Annotated in this window: 17 protein-coding genes; 6 read left to right on the top strand and 11 right to left on the bottom strand. The window is 61.2% G+C overall.

Annotated elements, in window-relative coordinates; all coding sequences use genetic code 11:
- Nucleotides 1-121: 121 nt before the first annotated feature.
- The 6 genes from RTCIAT899_RS25485 (at nt 122) to RTCIAT899_RS25460 (ending at nt 7,250) form a co-directional block, all read left to right on the top strand.
- Complete coding sequence (locus RTCIAT899_RS25485; RefSeq protein WP_015342701.1) at nt 122-1,078, top strand: LacI family DNA-binding transcriptional regulator; 957 nt, start codon at nt 122-124, stop codon at nt 1,076-1,078.
- A gap of 45 nt (nt 1,079-1,123) precedes the next feature.
- Nucleotides 1,124-2,362: an ABC transporter substrate-binding protein gene (locus RTCIAT899_RS25480; RefSeq protein ID WP_041678168.1), complete on the top strand. Its 1,239-nt coding sequence runs from the start codon at nt 1,124-1,126 to the stop codon at nt 2,360-2,362.
- Between the two features lie 67 nt (nt 2,363-2,429).
- Complete coding sequence (locus tag RTCIAT899_RS25475) at nt 2,430-3,347, top strand: carbohydrate ABC transporter permease (protein WP_015342699.1); 918 nt, start codon at nt 2,430-2,432, stop codon at nt 3,345-3,347.
- Nucleotides 3,348-3,355: 8 nt separating this feature from the next.
- On the top strand, nt 3,356-4,219 hold the full coding sequence (locus tag RTCIAT899_RS25470; RefSeq protein ID WP_041678381.1) for a carbohydrate ABC transporter permease: 864 nt from the start codon (nt 3,356-3,358) through the stop codon (nt 4,217-4,219).
- 24 nt (nt 4,220-4,243) lie between these two features.
- Entirely contained in the window at nt 4,244-6,175 is a 1,932-nt protein-coding gene (locus tag RTCIAT899_RS25465; protein ID WP_015342697.1) for a glycoside hydrolase family 127 protein, read from the top strand.
- A gap of 1 nt (nt 6,176) precedes the next feature.
- Nucleotides 6,177-7,250, top strand: coding sequence for an ABC transporter ATP-binding protein (locus tag RTCIAT899_RS25460; RefSeq protein ID WP_015342696.1), 1,074 nt, complete (start codon nt 6,177-6,179; stop codon nt 7,248-7,250).
- Nucleotides 7,251-7,304: 54 nt separating this feature from the next.
- Here the strand turns inward: RTCIAT899_RS25460 and RTCIAT899_RS25455 are convergent, their stop codons facing one another.
- The 11 genes from RTCIAT899_RS25455 to murA form a co-directional block, all read right to left on the bottom strand.
- A complete protein-coding gene (locus tag RTCIAT899_RS25455) occupies nt 7,305-9,575 on the bottom strand; it encodes an FdhF/YdeP family oxidoreductase (protein ID WP_015342695.1) in 2,271 nt (756 codons plus the stop codon).
- 142 nt (nt 9,576-9,717) lie between these two features.
- Nucleotides 9,718-10,668, bottom strand: a complete 951-nt coding sequence (locus RTCIAT899_RS25450) for a lytic transglycosylase domain-containing protein (RefSeq protein ID WP_015342694.1) — start codon at nt 10,666-10,668, stop codon at nt 9,718-9,720.
- Between the two features lie 106 nt (nt 10,669-10,774).
- On the bottom strand, nt 10,775-11,890 hold the full coding sequence (locus tag RTCIAT899_RS25445; protein WP_015342693.1) for an anhydro-N-acetylmuramic acid kinase: 1,116 nt from the start codon (nt 11,888-11,890) through the stop codon (nt 10,775-10,777).
- A gap of 10 nt (nt 11,891-11,900) precedes the next feature.
- Complete coding sequence (locus RTCIAT899_RS25440; RefSeq protein WP_015342692.1) at nt 11,901-12,920, bottom strand: serine hydrolase domain-containing protein; 1,020 nt, start codon at nt 12,918-12,920, stop codon at nt 11,901-11,903.
- 21 nt (nt 12,921-12,941) lie between these two features.
- On the bottom strand, nt 12,942-14,681 hold the full coding sequence (locus tag RTCIAT899_RS25435) for an ABC transporter ATP-binding protein (protein ID WP_015342691.1): 1,740 nt from the start codon (nt 14,679-14,681) through the stop codon (nt 12,942-12,944).
- Nucleotides 14,678-15,517, bottom strand: coding sequence for an ABC transporter permease (locus RTCIAT899_RS25430; protein WP_015342690.1), 840 nt, complete (start codon nt 15,515-15,517; stop codon nt 14,678-14,680). Before RTCIAT899_RS25430 ends, RTCIAT899_RS25435 begins: the two co-directional genes overlap by 4 nt.
- Nucleotides 15,517-16,476, bottom strand: a complete 960-nt coding sequence (locus RTCIAT899_RS25425; RefSeq protein WP_015342689.1) for an ABC transporter permease — start codon at nt 16,474-16,476, stop codon at nt 15,517-15,519. Before RTCIAT899_RS25425 ends, RTCIAT899_RS25430 begins: the two co-directional genes overlap by 1 nt.
- Nucleotides 16,477-16,605: 129 nt before the next feature.
- Nucleotides 16,606-18,126: an ABC transporter substrate-binding protein gene (locus RTCIAT899_RS25420; RefSeq protein WP_015342688.1), complete on the bottom strand. Its 1,521-nt coding sequence runs from the start codon at nt 18,124-18,126 to the stop codon at nt 16,606-16,608.
- An 82-nt stretch (nt 18,127-18,208) separates the two neighbouring features.
- Complete coding sequence (gene murQ, locus RTCIAT899_RS25415) at nt 18,209-19,132, bottom strand: N-acetylmuramic acid 6-phosphate etherase (protein WP_015342687.1); 924 nt, start codon at nt 19,130-19,132, stop codon at nt 18,209-18,211.
- A 252-nt stretch (nt 19,133-19,384) separates the two neighbouring features.
- Nucleotides 19,385-20,275: a glucosamine kinase nucleotide-binding domain-containing protein gene (locus RTCIAT899_RS25410; RefSeq protein WP_015342686.1), complete on the bottom strand. Its 891-nt coding sequence runs from the start codon at nt 20,273-20,275 to the stop codon at nt 19,385-19,387.
- Nucleotides 20,272-21,528 carry a UDP-N-acetylglucosamine 1-carboxyvinyltransferase gene (murA, locus tag RTCIAT899_RS25405; protein ID WP_015342685.1) on the bottom strand — a complete coding sequence of 419 codons (1,257 nt, stop codon included), beginning with the start codon at nt 21,526-21,528 and terminating at the stop codon, nt 20,272-20,274. The genes RTCIAT899_RS25410 and murA overlap by 4 nt, the downstream gene beginning before the upstream one ends.
- Nucleotide 21,529: the final 1 nt, after the last annotated feature.

Genomic DNA, 21,529 nt, shown 5'->3' with positions numbered 1-21,529 from the left:
ATATTGACTCTCGCCATGAGAAAAGCTTTTCTCATGAAAACTGACTGGGAGAAGACATCTGGAAAATCAGCGTGCGAAAAGCGGACGCGCAACGATCCATGACGTTGCGGCGGTTGCAGGCGTGAGCATTTCAACGGCATCCAAGGCCTTGAACAACACCGGCCGCATGGGCGACGAGACGCGCGAAAGGGTCAAGCGCGCCGCCGCCGAAATCGGCTTCCGTCCGAACGCGCTCGCCAAGGGATTGCTCAGCAATCGCACGTTCACGATCGGTCTTCTGACCAACGATACATATGGCCGCTTCACGCTGCCGGTCATGGCCGGAATCACGGAAGCGCTCGTCGATCACGGGGTATCGGTCTTCCTCTGCACGATCGAGGACGATCCGGCGCTTGGAAAGGTTCATGTGGACGCGCTGTTGGACAAGCATGTGGATGGCATCATCGCCTCGGGGAAGCGGATCGATCGCCGCCTACCGGTGGATCTGTCCAATCTGCCTGTCCCGGTCATCTATGCATTCACCGAGGGCGCACCGGGCAGCGTCACCTTCTGCGCAGATGACTATCAGGGGGCCGCCCTTGCGGTCGAATGGTTGCAGGGGCTCGGCCGAAGCCGGATCGCCCATGTGACCGGCCCTGAAAGCTTCGTTTCAGTGCGTGAGCGCGCCAAGGCCTATCGCGACCTCGCCGGAGACGGGCTGCCGGTCATGTATGGTACATGGTCCGAGGCCTGGGGACACCGTGCCGTCGCACAGCTTTGGAGCGTGGCCGGAGCAAAGCCGGACGCGATCTTCTGCGGCAACGACCAGATCGCCCGCGCGGTCGTCGATGCGCTTCGTGAGCGCGGCGTAAGGGTGCCGGAGGATGTCTCGGTGGTGGGTTTCGACAATTGGGAGATCGTGGCCGCCCAGACCCGGCCACCGCTGACGACGGTCGACATGAATCTCAAGGCACTTGGCCGCGAAGCCGGGCTGACGGTACTCGCACTTGCGGAGGGACGCAGCGTCGACCCGGGTATCAGAACTTTGCCGTGCGAGCTTATCGTCCGGCAATCATGCGGGGGAAGCCCCGATCGTTGATAGAGGAAAAAGGGGCTGACGGGAGTAGCCCCATGGGAGGAGAACATGATGAAGCGATTTCTGGCCGCAACCGGCCTCATATCTCTATGCCTTGCATCCGCCGCATCCGCCGAAAACATCTCCATGTGGGTTCGAAGCGGCATCGGCGATTCCTTCAAGAAAGTCGTCGAGGCCTATAATGCCGGCCATGACGACAAGGTCACGCTGACCGAAGTGCCCTTTGCCGAACTCGTGCAGAAATATGCGACGGCCATTGCCGGCGGCCAGGCACCCGACGCCTTGTCGATGGATCTCATCTATACGCCGGCTTTCGCCGCGGCCGGCCAGCTCGAGGACCTGACCGACTGGGCCAAGAGCCTGCCCTATTTCAATTCGCTGTCGCCCTCGCATGTGAAGCTCGGCACCTATGACAGTCACATCTATGGCCTGCCCCTATCCGTCGAAACCTCGGTTTTCGCCTGGAACAAGGATCTCTACAAGAAGGCCGGCCTCGACCCTGAAAAGGCTCCGACCACATGGGAGGAGATTACGAACAACGCCGAAAAGATACGCGCGCTCGGCGGCGATACCTATGGGTTCTATTTCTCCGGCGGTGGCTGTGGCGGCTGCATGATCTTCACCTTCACGCCGCTCGTCTGGGGCGCGGGCGCCGACATTCTCTCGGAGGACGGCAAGAAGGCGACGCTCGACACGCCGCAAATGCGCAAGGCGGTCGACATCTACCGCAACATGGTCAAGAAGGATCTGGTGCCAGCGGGTGCCGCAAGCGACACAGGCGCCAATTTCCTCAGCATCAGCAACGGCAAGATCGGCCAGCAGAGCATCGGCGCCTTTTCGATCGGTACGCTGATCACGCAATATCCCGATATCCATTTCGGCGTGACGCTGATCCCCGGCGTCGACGGTAAACCGTCCTCTTTTGCCGGCGGCGACAATTTCGTCATCTCCAAGGGCACGAAGAAGCTCGATGCCGTGAAGAAGTTCCTCGAATATACCTATTCGCTCGACGGACAGAAGATCATGGCGAAATACGGCAGCCTGCCGACCCGCGGCGATATCGCCGACCAGGTGCTTCAGGGCCTGGATCCGCGTATGCAGGTCGGGCTGAAGGCGATCGCCGTCGCCAAGACGCCCTATACGCTGCAGTTCAACGACCTGATCAACAGCGCCAACGGTCCCTGGGCAGGCTTCACCAATGCAGCCATCTTCGGAAGCGACGTCGATGGCGCATTCTCCAACGCCCAAACGGAGATGCAGTCGATCATCGACAATGCCCAACAATAGTAAACTCACCCGCGCCGGGGAGCTTTGACGCTCCCCGGTTCCTCCATCGCAATATCGGGAGCATTCCATGGCTGGCCCTGGAGCTATCGCAACCGCACGTCCCCGAAAACGACGACGGCGTGCCGGCTGGCACGGGTTTCTCTATATCGCGCCGGCCATGGCGCTCGTGATCGTCTTCTTCGTGCTACCCGTGGTCTTTACCTTCTGGATGAGCTTCCACAACTGGCCATTGCTCGGCAATCCCCGCTGGATCGGCTTCGGTAATTATATCCGCATGGTCTCGGACGTGCGCTTTATGGCGGCGTTGCGCTTCACCGCCTATTACACCGTCATCGTCACCATCGCGATCTTCGCAGTCGCCTTCCCGCTCGCCTTCTTCGTCGAGAAGCATCGGCCGTTCGTCGGCTTCTACCGAACGATCATCTTCCTTCCCGTCGTCGTCGGACTTGCAACGGCGTCGCTGCTCTGGGTCTGGCTCGCCAATGTCGACGCCGGCTTCTTCGCGCCAGTCGCTCTGGCGCTCGGTCTCGTCGACAAGAGGCCGAACCTGCTTGCCGATTTCGACATGGCATTCGCAACGATCATCGTCATGGTGGTGTGGAAGATCGCCGGCTTCACCATGATCATCCTCCTGACCGGCCTGCAGGCAATTCCCTCCGAACTGACCGAGGCCGCCCGGATCGATGGTGCGAAGCGCTGGCAGCGCTTCCGGCACCTGACCTTGCCGCTGATGCGCCGCACGATCGCACTCGCGCTGATCATCTCCATCACCGGCTCGGTGCTTGCGTTCGACCAGTTCTACATCATGACATCAGGCGGCCCGCAGAACCGGATGATTTCGGTGGTCTATTACATCTTCAACCAGTCCTTCGTCTCCTTCAACCTCGGCTATGGCGCGGCGCTCTCGATCGCGCTCCTCGTCATCCTGGTGCTGATCAGCATCGTTCAGCTCTGGCTCTTGCGTGTCGGGGAGGACAAGCCATGACCCAAACCATGACTACGGCAAAGGAACGCCGCGCGCGGCGCAAGCTCTTAGATGGCATCGGCTATCACGGCATCGGCGTCGTCATCGTCATCTTCTTCTTCGCGCCGTTCGCCATCGCGCTGCTATCGTCGTTCCGGCATGGAACCGAGGCGAGCCTGCCGCCGCTACCGCCATGGCCGACGACGGGCTTCAGCTTCGACGCCTATCGCTCGCTCGATGGCTTCGGCGCCGGGGTCATCCAGCATACGCTGAACTCGCTCTTCGTCTCGGTCGCAACGGTGCTTCTGACCGTCATCGTCAGCCTGCTCGCCGGCTACGGCTTCTCGCGTTATCATTTTCCCTTCAAGGGCGCGCTCTTCATCCTGATCATCGCGACGCTGATGATCCCCTTCCAGTCGATCCTGACACCGCTCTTCATCATCCTGGCAAGGCTCGGCCTCAACAATTCGCTGATCGGGCTGACGCTCGTCTACGTGACGCTACAGCTTCCCTTCTCGGTCTTCATGATGCGCAACGCCTTCGACGCGGTGCCGAAGGAAATCGAGGAAGCGGCACGCATCGACGGCGCACGCCATTTGAAACTTCTCTTTCGCGTCCTCTTCCCATTGGTGCTGCCGGGTGTCGCGACCGTCGCGATCTTCGCCTTCCTCAACGCCTGGAACGAATTCCTGGCAGCATTGGTGCTCCTGTCGAGCAACGAGAAATTCACCCTGCCGGTGCTGATGATCGCCGTCAGGACCGGCCGCCTCGGCGCCGTCAACTGGGGCGCGGTCCAGGCGGGCATCGCCGTCATGACCATCCCCTGCGTCATCGTCTTTTTGCTTCTGCAACGCTACTACATGCGCGGGCTGATGGCCGGCGCGGTGAAATAACCCTTTCAACAACGGATCAAAGCTATGTCTGACAGAGAAAACCGCCAGTTTCGCCCCCTGCCCGTCCCGAATGTCGAGCTAGCCGGCCTGTTTGGCTCTCGCCAGGATGCAATCTGCAATTCGACCGCCGCAACCTTGCTCGACCGTTGCGTCGAAGCCGGCATGATCCAGGCGATTGACGTCAGCCAGCCAAGTCCTGGCATCGTCATTCCGTTGCAGACATGGTCGGGCTCCACACAGATGTTCTGGGACAGCGACCTCGGCAAATCGATCGAGACCATCGCCTATTCGCTCTATCGCCGTCCCAATGCGGAACTGGAGGCGCGCGCGGACGCCATCATCGACATGTATGAAAAGCTGCAGCAGGAAGACGGCTATCTGAACGCCTGGTTCCAGCGCGTTCAGCCCGGCCGTCGCTGGACTAATCTGCGAGACCACCATGAGCTTTATTGCGCCGGCCATCTGATCGAGGCGGCTGTCGCCTATTACCAGGCAACGGGCAAGCGCAAGCTGCTCGACATCATGAGCCGTTTTGCCGATTACATGATCACCGTCTTCGGGCACGGCGAAGGCCAGCTTCGCGGCTATTGCGGCCACGAAGAGGTGGAGCTGGCGCTCGTCAAGCTCGGCCGCGTCACCGGCGAGAAGAAATATCTCGATCTCGCGAAATACTTCATCGACGAGCGCGGCCAGGAACCGCATTTCTTCACTGAGGAAGCGCTTCGCGACGGCCGCGACCCGAAGAATTTCGTACAGAAGACTTATGAGTACAGCCAGTCGCATCTGCCGGTGCGCGAACAGACCAAGGTCGTGGGCCATGCCGTGCGTGCAATGTATCTCTATTCTGGCATGGCCGATATCGCCACGGAATATAATGACGATACGCTGACCTCGACCCTCGAAACGCTCTGGGACGACCTGACCACCAAGCAGATGTATGTGACCGGCGGCATCGGACCGGCTGCCTCCAACGAGGGCTTTACGGACTATTACGACCTGCCGAACGAAAGCGCCTATGCGGAGACCTGCGCCTCCGTCGGCCTGGTCTTCTGGGCCAACCGCATGCTCGGCCGCGGTCCGAACCGCCGCTACGCCGACATCATGGAAGTGGCGCTCTATAACGGCGCGATGGCGGGCCTGTCGCAGGACGGCAAGACCTTCTTCTATGAAAACCCCCTGGAAAGCGCCGGCAAGCATCACCGCTGGACCTGGCATCATTGCCCCTGCTGCCCGCCGAACATCGCGCGCCTGCTCGCCTCGGTCGGCTCCTATATGTATGCGGCTGCCGACAACGAGATTGCCGTTCATCTCTACGGCGAGAGCAAAGCCCGCGTGCCACTCGCCGGTGGCGTGACCGTGCAACTCTCTCAGGAGACACGCTACCCCTGGGACGGCGCCATTCGCTTCGAGGTCAATCCAGATCGCGCAGCTAAATTTGCACTATCGCTGCGCATTCCCGAATGGGCCGAGGGCGCGACGCTCGCAATCAACGGTGCATCGGTCGATCTCGCAACGGTTACCGTCGACGGCTATGCCCGCATCGAGCGGGAATGGCAGGCGGGCGATAGCGTCGACCTTACCCTTCCGCTCATCCCGCGCACGCTGTTTGCCAATCCGAAAGTCCGCCAGGACGCCGGACGCGCTACCCTGATGCGCGGCCCGCTCGTCTATTGCGTCGAGACGACGGACAATGGCCACGACCTCAACGGCATTTCGCTTTCGAGCGATCCGGCATCCGCCAAGACGGCTGAAATTGCCGCGCTGGATGGGGCTGTGGCGCTCGATGTTTCCGTGACGCGCGAGACGGCCGACTGGGGTTCCGATCTCTACCGGACGGCACCGCCGAAAAGCACCGCCTCCACCGCACGTTTCATCCCCTATCATCTTTGGGACAATCGCGAGCCCGGCGAGATGCTTGTCTGGATCCGCGCCGATCAGATGCAGCACGGAGCCTGACATGACGAAGAACGGCATGCGCCTGACCGGCGTCCGCAAAAGCTTCGGCGGGCTCGCGGTCATCCACGGCATCGACCTCGACATACCGGAAGGGGCTTTCGTCGTCTTCGTCGGCCCGTCCGGCTGCGGCAAGTCCACGCTGCTGCGCATGATTGCCGGGCTGGAGGAAGTCACCGACGGCGAGATCGCCATCAAGGGCAGAGATGTCACCGATCTCGATCCGTCCGAGCGCGGCATCGCCATGGTCTTCCAGTCCTATGCGCTCTATCCTCACATGAGCGTTCGCGACAATCTCGGTTTCGGGCTGAAAATGGCCCGGACCGACGCATCCGAAATCGAAAGGCGCGTGCGCTCCGCCGCCGCGATCCTCAAGATCGACCATCTACTCGAACGCCGGCCGGGGCAGCTTTCCGGCGGCCAGCGCCAGCGTGTCGCCATCGGACGCGCCATCGTTCGCGAGCCGGATGTCTTTCTCTTCGACGAACCACTCTCCAACCTGGATGCGGAGCTGCGCGTCTCCATGCGCATCGAAATTGCCCGCTTGCATCGCGAGCTCGGCAATACGATGATCTATGTCACCCATGATCAGACCGAGGCCATGACGCTTGCCGACAGGATCGTCGTGCTCAGGGACGGCCGGATCGAGCAGGTGGGCAGCCCCCGCGAGGTCTATGAAGACCCAGCCAACAGTTTCGTCGCCGGCTTTATCGGCTCGCCGAGGATGAACATGATCGAAGCCGCGTGGTCTGGCGACGGGACGGCGAAGGTCGGAAACGGCAGTATCAAGGTCGACCTTTCACAGACCAAGCCATCATCCGGAGAAAAGATCCTGCTCGGCATGCGCCCCGAACATTTCGTCGTCGCGTCCAATGCGGCCGATGCCGTGCGGGTCACGGTCGACGTCACCGAATATCTGGGCGGCACCCGCTATCTCTACTGCCAGACAGAGGACGGCCAGGCGATCATCGCCGAATATCGCGACGGGCCGGAGATCGAGCGCGGCGACACGCTGCATCTTTACTGCCCGTCTGAGCGCCGCCGCTATTTCGACAAACAAGGAGATCGGCTGCGGTAGGCGCTTTACCCAGCCAACAAGGTAACAAACGTTGGCTGGATGATCGCGTGAAAATCAAGCCGCCTTGCTGACCCGCACCGGAACGGACTTATACGAAGGAGTGCCGCTTTCCTTATCCTGGTAGTCGATCGGGATCAGGCAATTTGCCTCCGGGTAATAGGCAGCGACAGAGCCTTCGGAAATATCGTAGGAAATCGCCGTCAGCTTCAAGAGCCGCTTGCCGCCTGAGGGCAACGCGGTCTCGATCTCGACGAGATCGCCATGCTCCAGCCCCTTTGCCTTCAAATCCCTATCGTTCATGAACAGCACGTCGCGGCGACCAAAGACGCCGCGATAGCGGTCGTCCAGACCATAGATGGTCGTATTGTACTGATCATGGCTGCGGATGGTGGCGAGCTTGAGGATGGTACCATCCAAAAGCGAAATGTCTTCGTTCAGACCATCAAAGAGCTTGAATTCTGCCTTGCCGGAAGGTGTCTTCCAGATGCGTTCCGTCGGCCCAAGCGGCAGGCGAAAGCCGCCCGGCACGCGGATGCGCTCATTGTAATCGGCAAAATCCGGATAGACGATCTCGATCTTGTCGCGGATCAGATCGTAGTCGGTGATGAGTTCCATCCAGGCGACCTTGCTGTTCGGCAGGGTCGCCTGCGCCATAGCGGCAACGATGGCCGGCTCCGAACGCAGCTGGTCGGAGGCCGGTTTCAGCCTGCCGCGCGACGCATGCACCATCGACATCGAATCCTCGATCGTAACCGACTGCGCGCCGGTTGCCTGAACGTCCTGCTCGGTGCGGCCGAGCACAGGAAACAGGAAGGATTCTTTGCCAATAAGCAGATTGGAGCGATTGAGCTTGGTGTTCATGTGAACGGCGAGATCGAGCTTGCGCATCGCTTGCGCACAAAGTTCCGGATCGGGAAGCGCGATCGAGAAGTTGCCGCCGAGGCAAAGCAGCACCTTGGAGCGGCCCTCCGCCATCGCCTGCATGGCGGCAACGGCATCGTGACCATGATGAGCCGGCGAGGTGAAACCGAAGGCGCGTTCGATGCCTTCGATCAGCGCAGGAGTGGGCTTCTCCGTAATCCCGACGGTACGATTGCCTTGCACATTGGAATGGCCGCGCAGCGGGCAGATGCCGGCACCCGGCTTGCCGAAATTGCCGCGCAGCAACAAGAGGTTGGCGATCTGCTGGACATTCGCCGTCCCCTTGGCATGCTGGGTGATGCCCATGCCATAGGCGACGATCGTCGCCTTTGACTTGACGTAGGCGTCGGCGACCCGCTCCAGATCAGCGCGGGCAAGACCAGAGACACGCTCGATGTCAGTCCATTCCGTCTGGTTGATGTCGGCAACGAGCGCATCGAAGCCGTTGGTATGCTCCGCGATAAAAGCATGATCGAGAACATCTTCCGAGGTTTCGGCCAGCGCCAGAACCGCCTTCATGATGCCCTTGAGTGCTGCGGCATCGCCGCCGATCTTGACCTGATAATAGGACGACGCGATCCGCGTCGAGCCGAAGGTTCCCATCTCGATCGGATCCTGCGGATCGGCAAAGCGCTCCAGTGCCCGCTCCTTCAGCGGGTTGAAGACGATGATGGGCACGCCGCGACGCGAGCATTCATGCAGCGTACCCATCATGCGCGGATGATTGGTGCCGGGATTGTGCCCCATTGAGATGATCAGATCGCATTCGTCGAAGTCGTCGAGAGAGACGGTACCCTTGCCGATGCCGATCGATTGCGGCAGGCCGACGCTGGTCGCCTCGTGGCACATATTCGAGCAATCGGGGAAATTGTTGGTGCCGTATTCGCGGGCAAATATCTGAAACAGGAAGGCAGCTTCGTTGGAAGCACGGCCAGAGGTGTAGAACTCGACCATATCCGGATCGGGCTGGCTGCGCATGACCTCGCCGATGCGGGCAAAGGCGTCCTCCCAGGCAATCGGCCGGTAGGTATCGGATGCGTGGTCATAAACCATCGGATGGGTCAACCGGCCGGAGTTTTCCAGCTCGTAATCGCTCCAGGTCAGAAGTTCGCTGACCGTGTGCTCGGCAAAGAATTCCGGCGTTACGCGCTTGTTCGTCGCCTCCCAGGTGACGGCCTTGGCGCCGTTTTCGCAGAATTGGAAAGTGGAGGTATGCTCCTTGTCTGGCCATGCGCAGCCGGGACAATCGAAACCCGTGGGTTTATTGGTGCGCAGGAGAAGACCAGGCGCCTCAGTGACATCCATCTGGTCGCGGACAGCCTTTGCCGTGGCTTTTAGCGCGCCCCAACCGCCGGCGGGGCTGTTGTAGGGACGAATACCGGGGACTTCACGCTTCTGCGTCATCATACGCTCCTTTGGCTACCCAAAACGGCTTCCTCCCAAAGGTCGGGCCTACAAGGAATAAGCTTGCGACATCAGGGAGTAAAGCACAATCAAGCGACAGAAAATCAAACAACCAACGAGCACGATGGAGCTGTGCGTTGCGTTAGTTCTTGAAGACCAGGCAGGAGCCGCCCTGCTGCCGGACCTCCGTGCAAACGGCATCCGCTTCCTCCCGCGTTTGCCGCGGAATGCGCGCCGCATAACGGACACGGCGGCCGAAGTCGGCATTGCGCTGCCGCACGATCAACGGCCTCTCCGTATTCAGCGGTGACGGCAGTTTTCTTATGCTTGCGGTAAACAGACGGCGAGCGGCATCCACCTGAAAATGCTCGGCCAATTGTGCGCCCCAGGGCGCCCAAGGCCGCTCCTGCTCCAAGGGAATGGGCTTCAGGCGACGGCTTTGCGCGAGCGCGACGCAAGAATCGACGAACGGCTTGCTCTTATCCAGCACGGGAGCTGCGATTTCGGGCGGATCGTCGCGCCATTCCTCAACGCTGTGCGCGGTGATCGCGCTCACATAGTTGCGCGTCTCATAGGGAAGCCCGCCAGAATTGAGGAAATTGGCAAGACCGCCTTCCCCGGCATTATAGGCAGCGGCAGCAAGACCGAGATTGCCGAAACGGTCACGCAACTCATCGAGATAGGTCGCCGCCTTGCCGAGCGCTTCGAGCGTATCATAGCTGTCGCGCACGCCGCGCAGCTTCGCCGTTCCCGGCATGAACTGCGCGATGCCGCGCGCACCCTTAGGGCTGACGGCATCGGAGCGAAACAGGCTTTCGCGCCAGACCAGCCGCGCCAGATATTCCGGCGGCAGACGATTGCTGTGAGCGAAATACTCGATGGCCGTACAGAGATCGCGATTGTAGCTGTCCTTGCGCAGGCAAAGCGTCTCGCCCGTCTCCGTCGTCATTGGGCCGGAAACGCAGACGGGAGGCGCAACGCGCCATTCCGGTTGCGCAGCTGCTGGGCTAAAAACAAAAGCATCGATGGCAAGTGCGGTCGCGAAAGCGACAATGATACCGACGAAGCCTGCCTTATACTGCCTGCCTGCCATATAAGCGATATCCGTCCGAGACCAACCGATCGCAAATTCGCGGCCTCTTCATATCATCGATGGACGGAAGCGAAAACCTCTCAGGCGACAGCTGGTTCGCGGGCGGCTATTGCGCGAGGCGACCACCGCGCATCGGCGCCGGCACGCCCGTCGTGCCGGGAAAGCTGATCGGCAGGCCCCGCAGCACGCGCACCGCGAGAAACGCAAAGCACTCCGCCTCCACCGCATCGCCGCGCCAACCGAGATCTTCGGCAAAGATCGGCTCGACGCCAGCCCGGCTCCTGAGCATCGACATGATCGTCGGATTGTGCCGGCCGCCGCCGCTGACGACGACCTTGGTGGGCCTGCGAGGAAGGAGATCCAGCGCCTTGCCGACTGCGCTTGCCGTGAAGGCCGAAAGCGTGGCGGCGCCATCCTCCGGGCTAAGGCCATCCGCCATCGAGGCGCCGAAATCGAAACGATCCAGCGATTTCGGATAGGGTGCGGTCAGATAAGGATGCTGCAGCAGCCGCTCGAGCCGCGCTTCATCGACCTTGCCGGCACGTCCAAGCGCACCGTCGCGGTCCATCTCGCCAAGCCCGTGCGACTTGATGAAGTCGTTGAGCGGCGCATTGGCCGGGCCGGTATCGAAAGCAACGAAATTGCCTTCTCCATCCCACCAGGTGACATTGGCAACGCCGCCGAGATTGAGAATAGCCGCCTCGCCCGCAGCACCTGCACCGCGCAACAGCGCGGTATGGTAGGCGGCAGCAAGCGGTGCGCCCTGCCCGCCGGCGCGCATGTCGGCCGAGCGGAAATCATAGGCGACCTTGGTGCCGAGAATGGACCGCATCAGCTCGCCATCGCCAAGCTGGCGCGTCTGCCCCAACCGATCCTTCTGTGGCGCGCGATGCAGGACAGTCTGGCCATGGAAACCGACGACACCGATATCGGCCATCGTCATGCCGTTTCCTTCAACCAGTTCTCTCACCGCCTCCGATTGCGCCCGCGTCAAAGCCTCCTCGGCCGCCTTGAAGATCGCCGGTTCGGGTCCCTCGAAATTCCATGGGCGTGCCTGCCGCAGCGTCTCTTCCAGCAGCTCCCGAATCCAGCTGGGATAGGGAGCCAGAACATAGGGGCCGAACTCCTCGATCCGCTCGCCGTCCGTCTTCAGCATGGCGACATCGATATTGCCGTCGAGGACGGTCCCGGTCATCAGACCGACTGCCCAGATTGGTTCCATGGTCAGGCTCCTATGCTGCGTTGACGAGATCGCTGACGGACTGACGAAGCGCCAGTATGCCGCTGTCGAAGTGGCGCGTCGGATGGATGCGGTTGGTAAGGAGGGTCCAGGCTCGGCCTTGGTCGAAATCGACCCAGAGGGCCACGCCTGTAAACCCCGTATGGCCGATCGTGCCGGGCGAGCAGAGAGTGCCGCCATGCCAACCGTCATGGGGCCGTTCCCAGCCATGGGTGCGAGTGGCGGAAAGCGGTGTCCGCATCAGCGCGATTGACTGCGCCGACGCGCCGCTACCGTCAAGCAATCCCTTGGCGAAATCGAGGATCGAATCCACCGTGCCGAACAGGCCGGCATGGCCGGCACCCTGCAATGCCGAACAATTGTCGTCATGAACCTCGCCCGATAGAACGCGGTGACGCCAGGTGCAGTCTTCCGTTGCGGCGGCCAATTCCGGCGGCGCGGAAAAGGCAAATCCCGGCCCCGGATCCATGGCGCGAATTGTCTTTCTGTTCAGCCGCTCCAGCACGAAGCCGAGCAGTATGAAATTGATATCGGAATAGACGGGCGGGCCGGCGCGCCATTCGCGCTGCAGGATGAAGGTGCGCAGGAGGTCGGGGTCACGGCCATAGGTGTAGATCGGCTCGACCGCCGGAAATGGTGTCTGATGACCGAGACATTGGCGGAACGTCACCTTCCGTTCCCAGGCCTCGGCACTGTATTGGCGAAGATCAGGCAGGAGTTCGATCAAGGGAGAATCGAGGTCTATCGTGCCCGCCTCGGCCAGGGCCAGGATGCGCGGCGTGGTGAAAATAACCTTGGTGAGCGAGGCAAGATCGAACCAGGTATTGACCAGCATCGGCCTGATATCAGGCACCTTCTGTGCCGAACCGACGGCACGGACCTGCCTGATACCGTCGAGGTCGACCATACCAAGCACGCCGCCTGGGATGCGCGCCGCCGAAACCGATTGCTCGATCGGTGCAAAGGCTCGATCAAAACGCTCTTGAAACTGCATGCTCCCCCTGCTTGCCATCTCGCCTCTCCTCGGCCTCGCTCAAGCTTCCGCCAGCGCGATGTGATCCGGCGCAAAGCGGCGCCACTCAGGAAGGGCGGGCTCGAAGCCCAAAGGACGCACCAGGGACGGAACCTGGCGGGTATCGAGCGTAAAGTTTTCCTTGCGCCGCGCAACCGTCGGAACCGCCGCGATCAGCCGCCTGGTATAGGAATGCTTGGGCTCCGACAAGACCGAGGCGGCATCGCCGATCTCGACGATCTGCCCGGCATAGATCACCGCGATGCGATGGGCGATCCGCTCCACGACCGCCATGTCATGCGAGATGAAGAGATAGGCGAGCCCATATTCGCGCTGCAGTTCGATCAGCAATTCCAGGACCTGCGCCTGAACGGAGACGTCGAGCGCGGACACCGCTTCGTCCAGCACCAGCACGGACGGATTGAGCATCAATGCGCGCGCGATGCAAAGCCGCTGACGCTGGCCGCCGGAAAATTCGTGCGGATAGCGCTCCAGAGCATTTTCCGGCAATCCCACGCGCTTCAGCAGCATTAGCATGCGTTCGCGCATCTCGGCCGAAACGCGCGCACCCGATGCAATCACCGGTTCGGCAAGGATGCTATCGATGCGGAGTCTCGGATTGAGCGAGGCATAGGGGTTCTGGAAGACCATCTGCACCGCGCTGGTGCGATCGGCGGCTTTGCCGCCATTGGTCGTAAACGTGCCGCGGATCGACTTCACCAATCCGAGGATCGCCCGGGCGGTGGTGGATTTGCCCGAGCCGCTTTCGCCGACGATCGCCAGCGTCTCGCCGGGCATCAGGTCGAAACCGACGCCTTCGACGGCGTGAACCGCATCGGTCGATCGACGCAGGAAACTCCCCTTGACCGGAAAGCGAACCGTCAAGCCATCCACCTTCAAAACCGATTTTAGTGCTGGCTCATCGCGTTGAAAATCGGTGCGTGCCGCCTGCCCCGATGAAAAATGCGGGACCGAATGCAGCAGATGCCGGGTATAGGGATGCGCGGGATGATCGAGAACCTGATCGAGTTCGCCCTGCTCCACCGCCTCGCCGGCCTGCATCACCATCACCTTGTCGGCGATGCCGGCGACAAGCCCGATATCGTGGGTGATGAAGATCATCGACATGCCGGTCTCGTGCTTCAATTCGGCAAGCAGCGCCATGATCTGCGCCTGCACAGTGACATCGAGCGCCGTCGTCGGCTCATCGGCAATCAATAGACGCGGATTGCAGGCAAGCGCCGTTGCGATCATCACACGCTGCAGCATGCCGCCGGAAAGCTGGTTCGGGCAATAGGTAAGTCGCCGCTCGGCATCTGGAATGCGCACGCGATCCAGCGCGTCCTTGGCCGCCGCCTTTGCCTGGCCGCCGGTCAGGCCGCGATGCAGCCGGAAGGATTCCTCGATCTGCGTCCCAATCGTTAGAACCGGGTTGAGCGAGGTCATCGGCTCCTGAAAGATCATGCCGATCTCGGCACCACGGATCTTCGTCAGTTCTGCTTCGCTCGCCTTGGTGAGATCGAGGATGCTGTTGTCGGCACGCTTGAGCCGGATCGAGCCGCCGGTGATCCGGCCACCGCCGAAATCGACGAGGCGATTGATTGACAATGCTGTTACCGACTTGCCGGAACCACTCTCGCCGACGATCGCCAGCGTCTCGCCGGCATCGAGATCGAAGCTGACACCGCGAACAATGGGCTTGGTCTCGGGGTTGCGTCCGAAGCCGACGCAGAGATCAGAGACGGAAAGAAGCGGTGTCATACCGTCGCCCTCCGCATCTTCGGATCAAGGATATCGCGCAGGGCATCGCCGAGCAGGTTGAAGCCGAGAATAGAGATCATGATTGTCACGCCTGGGAAGATCAGCAGCCAGGGTGCCGTCTCCATGAGATTGCGGCTATCGCTCAACATCAGGCCCAAAGACGAGGCCGGAGGCTGCGTTCCCAAGCCGAGGAAGCTGAGACCCGCCTCGGTCAGCAACGACCAGGCGAGCGCCAGCGTCACCTGCACCGTCAGTGGCGCTACGAGATTGAGCAGGAGATGCCGCGTCAGGATGTAGGACCGGCTGCTGCCGAAAGTGCGGGCGGCGTCGACGAAATCGCGCGCCTTCAGCGAAAGGGCCGGGCCTCGCACCACGCGGGTAAAAATCGGCGTATAGACGATCGCAATCGCGGCAACGCTGGTCCAGGTGCCAGGCCCGACGATGGCGATGATCAGGAGTGCCAGCAGGATCGCCGGGAAGGCGAGCAGCACATCCATGGTGCGCATGATGACGCCATCCCAGCGCTTGCCCGACCACGCGGCGGTCAAGCCAAGCACGGTGCCGATCAGGGTCGCAAACGCAACCGAAAAGAAGGCGACGGTGAAGGATTCACCGATGCCATTCATCAAGCGGCTGGCTACATCGCGCCCCAGCAGATCGGTGCCCATCCAATATGCAGGATTGGGCGATTGCAGGCGAGCCAATGGATTGCGCGCGACGGGATCATGCGGCGTCAAGCCAAGCACACCAAGGATGGCAATGACGATATAGACGAGCACAATCACGCCGCCGATCCGGCCGCTCATATGTGAGAAAATAGCCCTGGCGATCCGCATCAGCCTTCTCCCAGACGGACGCGCGGATCAAGCGCGACATAGGCGAGATCGACAAGCAGGTTGACGATCATGAAATTGAAGGCGATGAACAGCACGCAGCCTTGGACCAGCGCATAATCGCGCTGTTGGATCGCATCCAGCACCAGACGCCCCAGTCCCGGCAGGGCATAGATCTGCTCAACCAGTACGGCGCCGCCGAGCAGATAGCCGAATTCGACGCCGCTCAGCGTCACCACGGGGATCAGAGCATTCGGCAGAGCATGCCGCCAGATGACGCCACGCGCCGGCACGCCGCGGCTGCGGGCCGTGCGGACATAGTCATCGCTCAAGACATCGAGCATGGCGGAGCGCACGACACGCGTCACCGAGGCGGCGAAGGCGAAGCCAAGCGTCAGCGCCGGCAGGAGCATTTGGCCGAGATTTTCAAGCGGGTTCTCCCAAAGGGGCGTGAAGGCGCCCATGGTCGGCAGCACGCCGAAGCCGGCCGACAAGGCATAGATGAGCAGAAGCCCGAGAACGAAGTTCGGCGTCGATTGTCCGATCATGGCGACGATGCGCACGGCAAGATCGGACAGTTTTTCATTGCGCGTGGCGGCAAAGACGCCCGCCGGTAGGCCGATGGCAAGCGCAATCACCATGGAAAGTAAGGCAAGCTCGAGCGTCAACGGAAAGCGCTCCAGGATGATATCAAGCACCGGCTTGCCATAGGTAACGGATATGCCGAGATTGCCCTGGAATACGCCGAGCAGCCAATGCCAGTATTGGACAGGCCATGACTGATCGATACCAAAATAGGCGGCAAGGGCCTGCCGCTGCTCCGACGTCAGCAGGCCCGCATTGGTTCCGAGCATCGCCGTGATCGCATCGCCAGGCACCAGCCGGATGGCGACGAAGACGAAGATGGATACGCCCAGCATGATCAGCGGGAATGTCATCAGCCGGCGCGTCAGATATGACATTGCAATTCCTCTAGAACAATTTCAGCTAAACCAAGACGTGAACTGACAGCTGAAATTGCGTAAAAACAAAGAGATAGAGCATCTCCATGATATCGCTCGAAAGGGAAATGCTCCAGGTCCCGGTCATCGCTACTTGATCGAGACCTTGCTCAGACCGAACAGCGAGCCGGTCGGCGTCGGGACGAAGCCCTCGACGTTCTTTTGTTCGGCCGTGTAGCCATAAGCCGTATAGAGCCAAATCCAGGGCGACACTTCGGCAAGATGCTTTTCGAACTCGGCGAAGATTTCCTTGCGCTTGGCGGGATCGGTTTCGGCGCGGCCCTTCTGCATCAGGCTGTCGAGCGTGTCGTCGATATAGTTGGCGACCTTCTGCAGGTTGCCCGTCTTGGTCCAATAACGGTTGTACATGGAATAGGGGTCGGCACTGCCGCCGTTGAGCGCAACGGCCATGTCGAAATTGCCCTTCAGCCAGGTGTCGACATAGACGTTGAGTTCCATCACCTTGATATCGAGCTTGATGCCGATTTCGGCAAGCTGCGACTGGATGACCTGCGCCTCGGCCGTGGCGGTCGGCGGCTCGCCGGTTGCGGCGATCACCGTCGCGGAGAAGCCATTGGCAAAGCCGGCATCGGCCATCAGCTTCTTCGCCTTGGCGACATCGCGTGTGTAGCAAAAGAGCGCGCTGGGATCTGTCGCATAGAGCGGCATCGTCAGCGGCCCCGTCACCTTGCCTTCGCCGAGGGCGGCCGTATCCATCACGTCCTTGCGGTCGATGGCGCAGGAGATCGCCTGGCGCACGACCAGCTGATCCATCGGCTTGCGCGACGGATTGAGCTGCAGAACGTTGTAGGAAAGGATCGGCGTGCGGGTGAGCTGCAGCTTCGGCTCCTTCGGCACCAGCGTTGCGACAAGCGGATCGTTGAGCAGCGCGAAATCGATCTGACCGGTGCGAAGCGAGGCAAGGATCGCGGTTTCATCCGGCAGCACGCTGATGTTGATGCCGTCGACGCCGGTGGCGCCCCCGGCCCAATCCTTATTCGCGCTCAGGACTTCCTTGGAATTCGGAACCCAGCTGTCGAGCTTGAAGGGGCCGGAACCGATCGCTTTGGTACCGATCGTGCCGGCGGTGATTTCGCTGGCCGGCACGACGGCAGCATTGAGGCTGGTCATCGCCGTCAAAAGGGGAACGTCGGGCTGCGACAGATTAAAGACAACGGTATTGGCATCGGGCGTATCGATGCTCGCGATCGACAGGAAATTGGCGCGGGCGACCGCGCCGGTCGCCTGGTCGAGAATGCGCTGGAAGGAGGCCTTGACGTCGGCCGAGGTGACGGCTGCGCCGTTTTGAAATTTGGCTTTGGCATTGAGCTTGAAGGTCAGCTGCTTGCCGTCGGGCGAGAACTGCCAGCTCTCGGCCACACCGGGCGCGATCTGCAGATTGCCATCGAGGCGAACGAGCGGCTCGTAGATCAGTTCCAGCAGGCGAATGGACGAGAAGGCGGTCTGCTTATGCGGATCAAGCCCCGTCGCGTCCTGCGACCATGCCATACGCAGCGTCGCTGCCTGCGCCGGAATCGCGACGGTCGCCAGACCAACCCCCACGGCCAGCGCCACTCCCGAAATCAGCGTCTTTGCAAAATTCCCTTTCACTTTCAGTCCTCCAAATTTTTTTAAAAGTCCCCGGCCGATTTTAGCCTATTGATTGCCGTCGCGGCGTGCCGCGATGGTTGTCTCAAGCAGTCCTGGCGTTGATGGCCTTACGCAGGAATCCATCAGCGTTTTGCAATGCCGTGCGGGCTTCTTCAATGCCCATCCCGGTAATTTCGATGAGAATGGCAAGCTTGACGTCGTTCCCGGTCAGATCAAGCACGCGGCGCGCCTCCTGCTGGGTACAACCGGTCGCTTGCATGACGATGCGCGAGGCGCGCGCCACGAGCTTCTTGTTGCTGGCGCTGACATCGACCATCAGGTTCTGATAGCTCTTGCCGATGCGGATCATGCTTGCCGTCGTCAGCATGTTGAGAATGAGTTTCTGCGCGGTGCCCGATTTTAGCCTTGTCGAGCCGGTCAGGATTTCCGGACCAACGACCGGCGAGATCGCCAGATCCGCAATACCGGCGATGATGGAGTTCGGGTTGCAGGAGAGCGCAACCGTAAAGGCACCGATGCTCTTGGCGTAATTCAGGCCACCGATCACATAGGGCGTGCGGCCGCTGACGGCGATGCCGACGACCACGTCATCCTTGCTCAGCTTGATCTCTTCCAGCGCCTGGCGCCCCTGCGCCGGATCGTCCTCCGCCCCCTCGATCGAGCGCCGCAGCGCATCCGGACCGCCGGCAATAAGGCCGACGACCATGTCCGGCGGCACGCTGAAAGTCGGTGGGCATTCAGAAGCGTCGAGAACGCCGAGACGGCCGCTCGTGCCGGCACCCATATAGATCAGCCGTCCGCCCTTCTGGAGGGCGGCGACGATTTGATTGACGGCGGCGGCGATCGCCGGAATGACCTTCTCGACGGCGAGCGGCACCGTCTGATCCTCATAGTTCATTTCACGCAGGATATCGAAGGTCGGCAAGAGATCGATATGCATCGTATTCGGATTGCGCCCTTCGGAAACCAACTGCTCCAGTTCGGATATCAACGTCTGCTCTGTCATGGGCCTGCTCGCGAAATAACGCCTCGATATCAATAACTCGCAGTGTCAAGTTCGATCACTTCAAGATCGAGCTTGCCGCCGCAAAATCGGTTTCAGTCAGCCGGGACGCAGGATGGCCTTTTCGGCTTCGTTCCCCGTCCATTCCCTGTTTACCTTGGTTAACATTATGTCTGTTTATTCCTTCCGTCAATCTAAAAAGGAATAAAATATTCCATTTCGATCGTGCGAAATTCAGCCTCCACAGATCCCTCGTTAATCTTGGCAAATGGCTCTCCTGGCAAGAATGATCGCACCGGATACGGCGTCACCGTCGATGGGTTTCAAGCGACGGCGTACATCGGGCGAGAGCCAAGGCTCGAGCGGGCTTGCGAGACCGCCAAGCAGGCAGACGCGCGGCGCACCTTTTTCGAACAGGGTGCGAACCAGCGTATCGATATGGGCGGCTGCACTTTGCACGATCCGCCGCGCGGCGGCATCGCCCTGATCGGCATGACGGAGGACCATCGGTGCAAGGGCCGCATAATCCGTGGCCGAAGCCCGGTCCATCCAGGCGACCGCCTCCATCGGATCATTCTGGAAGCGTTGCATGATTTCGGCTAGCAGCGCCGTCTTCTGTTCGCGGCCATCATGGGCGCGCAGCGCAAGCTGGACTGCCTTCAGCCCGAGATAGGCACCGCTGCCCTCATCCGAAATCGGAAAACCATAGCCGCCGACCCGCAATTGCCGTCCTTCGACGAGACCGAGCCCGATCGAGCCGGTACCGGCGATGACGATAGCGCCATCGCGGCCGGAATGGGCCCCGAGGCAGGCGCCCTCGCCATCGCTGATGAACTCGATACTGGCAAAGGGGTGTTTTATCGCCTTCAACGCATCAAGCGCGCCCTTGCGGCCGATGCCCGCCAGCCCGACGCCGACGTGGATGCGCCCGATATCGTCGGCACTCAACCCGGCTTCTTCTATTACTGCGTCAAAGGCACGCGAAATCGACGCCCATGCTTCGGCGATCCCGAGCCTGGTCGTCGCCGGCCCAGACAACCCTTGCCCTAAAACCGTGCCTTCAGCATCCTCGATGCGCGCCCGGCAGCCGGTGCCACCGCCATCGATGCCGAGGAAATAAGGCGCGCCTTTCGATGCGGCAGTCATGACGTCAGCCGTTCGATATCGGCGCCGCAGAGGCGCAGCTTGCGGTCTAGCTGCTCATAGCCGCGATCGAGATGATAGACGCGGTTGACGATGGTTTCGCCCTTGGACACGAGGGCGGCGAGAACCAGCGACACGGAGGCGCGCAGATCCGTCGCCATCACCTGTGCGCCCTTGAGCGGCGCTCCGCCACGCACCAGTGCCGTCGTGCCCTGCAGGGTGATATTGGCGCCGAGCCGCGTCAGTTCCGGCACATGCATGAAGCGGTTTTCGAACACCGTCTCGCGGATCAGTGTCGCGCCTTCAGCGCAGCAGGCGAGCGCCATGAACTGCGCCTGCAGATCCGTCGGGAAGCCGGGATAGGGTTCGGTGGTAATATCGGCGCCTTTGAGCGGGCCGTCTCGAGAGACCACCAGACCGCGATCGCTCGGCCAGACGCTGACGCCCATGGCCTCAAGCGCCTGGACGACCGAGGCCAGATTTTCCAGCCGGGCATGAATAAGCTCGAGCTGACCGCCGGTGATCGCCGCCGCCACGGCATAGGTGCCGGCTTCTATACGGTCAGGAATGCCGTGGTGCTTGGCGGGACGCCAATCGGTGTCACCATCGATGAGGATGCGATGGGTCCCCGCCCCTTCGATCCGCGCACCCATAGCACTGAGGCAGGCCGCGAGATCCGCCACCTCCGGCTCGCGGGCGGCATTCAAGATCTCGGTTTCGCCTCTGGCGGTGCAGGCGGCCATCATCGCCGTTTCCGTCGCGCCGACGGAGGGCGAACTCAGCACGATCCGCGCGCCCTTCAGCCCATTTGAAGCCGATGCGACGATCAGGCCGCTTTCGATCGCAATATCGGCGCCCAGCGTCGCCAGGGCCTTGATGTGCATATCGACGGGCCGCGCCCCGATGGCACAGCCGCCAGGAAGGGAAACACGCGCATGGCCGAAGCGGGCAAGCAACGGCGCAAGCACCAGCACGGTCGCCCGCATGCGCCTGACCGTATCGTAGGACGTCTCCTTCGAGACGATGTTATTCGCATCGATCGTGGTGCCATGCGGCCCGCGCTCAACTCTGGCACCGTGAAGGGCAATGACATCGAGCATGTTCTCGACGTCGCTGACTGCGGGCAGGTTCGTCAGTTCCAGCGGATGCGGGCTCAAGAGCGCCGCTGCGATTTGCGGCAAGGCGGCATTCTTGGCGCCGGCGATGGTCACCGCGCCCTGCAACCGTCTGCCGCCGGAGATGCGAAGTCTGTCCATG

It is taken from the genome of Rhizobium tropici CIAT 899 (assembly GCF_000330885.1).
GTDB lineage: Bacteria > Pseudomonadota > Alphaproteobacteria > Rhizobiales > Rhizobiaceae > Rhizobium > Rhizobium tropici.
The sequence above is the reverse complement of the archived record's forward strand: the minus strand, read 5'-3'. Positions and strand labels throughout refer to the sequence as shown.

Excerpts from the sequence above, each read along its gene's own strand:
- RTCIAT899_RS25480 (WP_041678168.1), top strand. The coding sequence starts at position 1,124 with ATGATGAAGCGATTTCTGGCCGCAACCGGCCTCATATCTCTATGCCTT.
- RTCIAT899_RS25475 (WP_015342699.1), top strand. The coding sequence starts at position 2,430 with ATGGCTGGCCCTGGAGCTATCGCAACCGCACGTCCCCGAAAACGACGA.
- RTCIAT899_RS25470 (WP_041678381.1), top strand. The coding sequence starts at position 3,356 with ATGACTACGGCAAAGGAACGCCGCGCGCGGCGCAAGCTCTTAGATGGC.
- RTCIAT899_RS25465 (WP_015342697.1), top strand. The coding sequence starts at position 4,244 with ATGTCTGACAGAGAAAACCGCCAGTTTCGCCCCCTGCCCGTCCCGAAT.
- RTCIAT899_RS25460 (WP_015342696.1), top strand. The coding sequence starts at position 6,177 with ATGACGAAGAACGGCATGCGCCTGACCGGCGTCCGCAAAAGCTTCGGC.
- RTCIAT899_RS25455 (WP_015342695.1), bottom strand. The coding sequence starts at position 9,575 with ATGACGCAGAAGCGTGAAGTCCCCGGTATTCGTCCCTACAACAGCCCC.
- RTCIAT899_RS25450 (WP_015342694.1), bottom strand. The coding sequence starts at position 10,668 with ATGGCAGGCAGGCAGTATAAGGCAGGCTTCGTCGGTATCATTGTCGCT.
- RTCIAT899_RS25445 (WP_015342693.1), bottom strand. The coding sequence starts at position 11,890 with ATGGAACCAATCTGGGCAGTCGGTCTGATGACCGGGACCGTCCTCGAC.
- RTCIAT899_RS25440 (WP_015342692.1), bottom strand. The coding sequence starts at position 12,920 with ATGGCAAGCAGGGGGAGCATGCAGTTTCAAGAGCGTTTTGATCGAGCC.
- RTCIAT899_RS25435 (WP_015342691.1), bottom strand. The coding sequence starts at position 14,681 with ATGACACCGCTTCTTTCCGTCTCTGATCTCTGCGTCGGCTTCGGACGC.
- RTCIAT899_RS25430 (WP_015342690.1), bottom strand. The coding sequence starts at position 15,517 with ATGCGGATCGCCAGGGCTATTTTCTCACATATGAGCGGCCGGATCGGC.
- RTCIAT899_RS25425 (WP_015342689.1), bottom strand. The coding sequence starts at position 16,476 with ATGTCATATCTGACGCGCCGGCTGATGACATTCCCGCTGATCATGCTG.
- murQ (WP_015342687.1), bottom strand. The coding sequence starts at position 19,132 with ATGACAGAGCAGACGTTGATATCCGAACTGGAGCAGTTGGTTTCCGAA.
- RTCIAT899_RS25410 (WP_015342686.1), bottom strand. The coding sequence starts at position 20,275 with ATGACTGCCGCATCGAAAGGCGCGCCTTATTTCCTCGGCATCGATGGC.
- murA (WP_015342685.1), bottom strand. The coding sequence starts at position 21,528 with ATGGACAGACTTCGCATCTCCGGCGGCAGACGGTTGCAGGGCGCGGTG.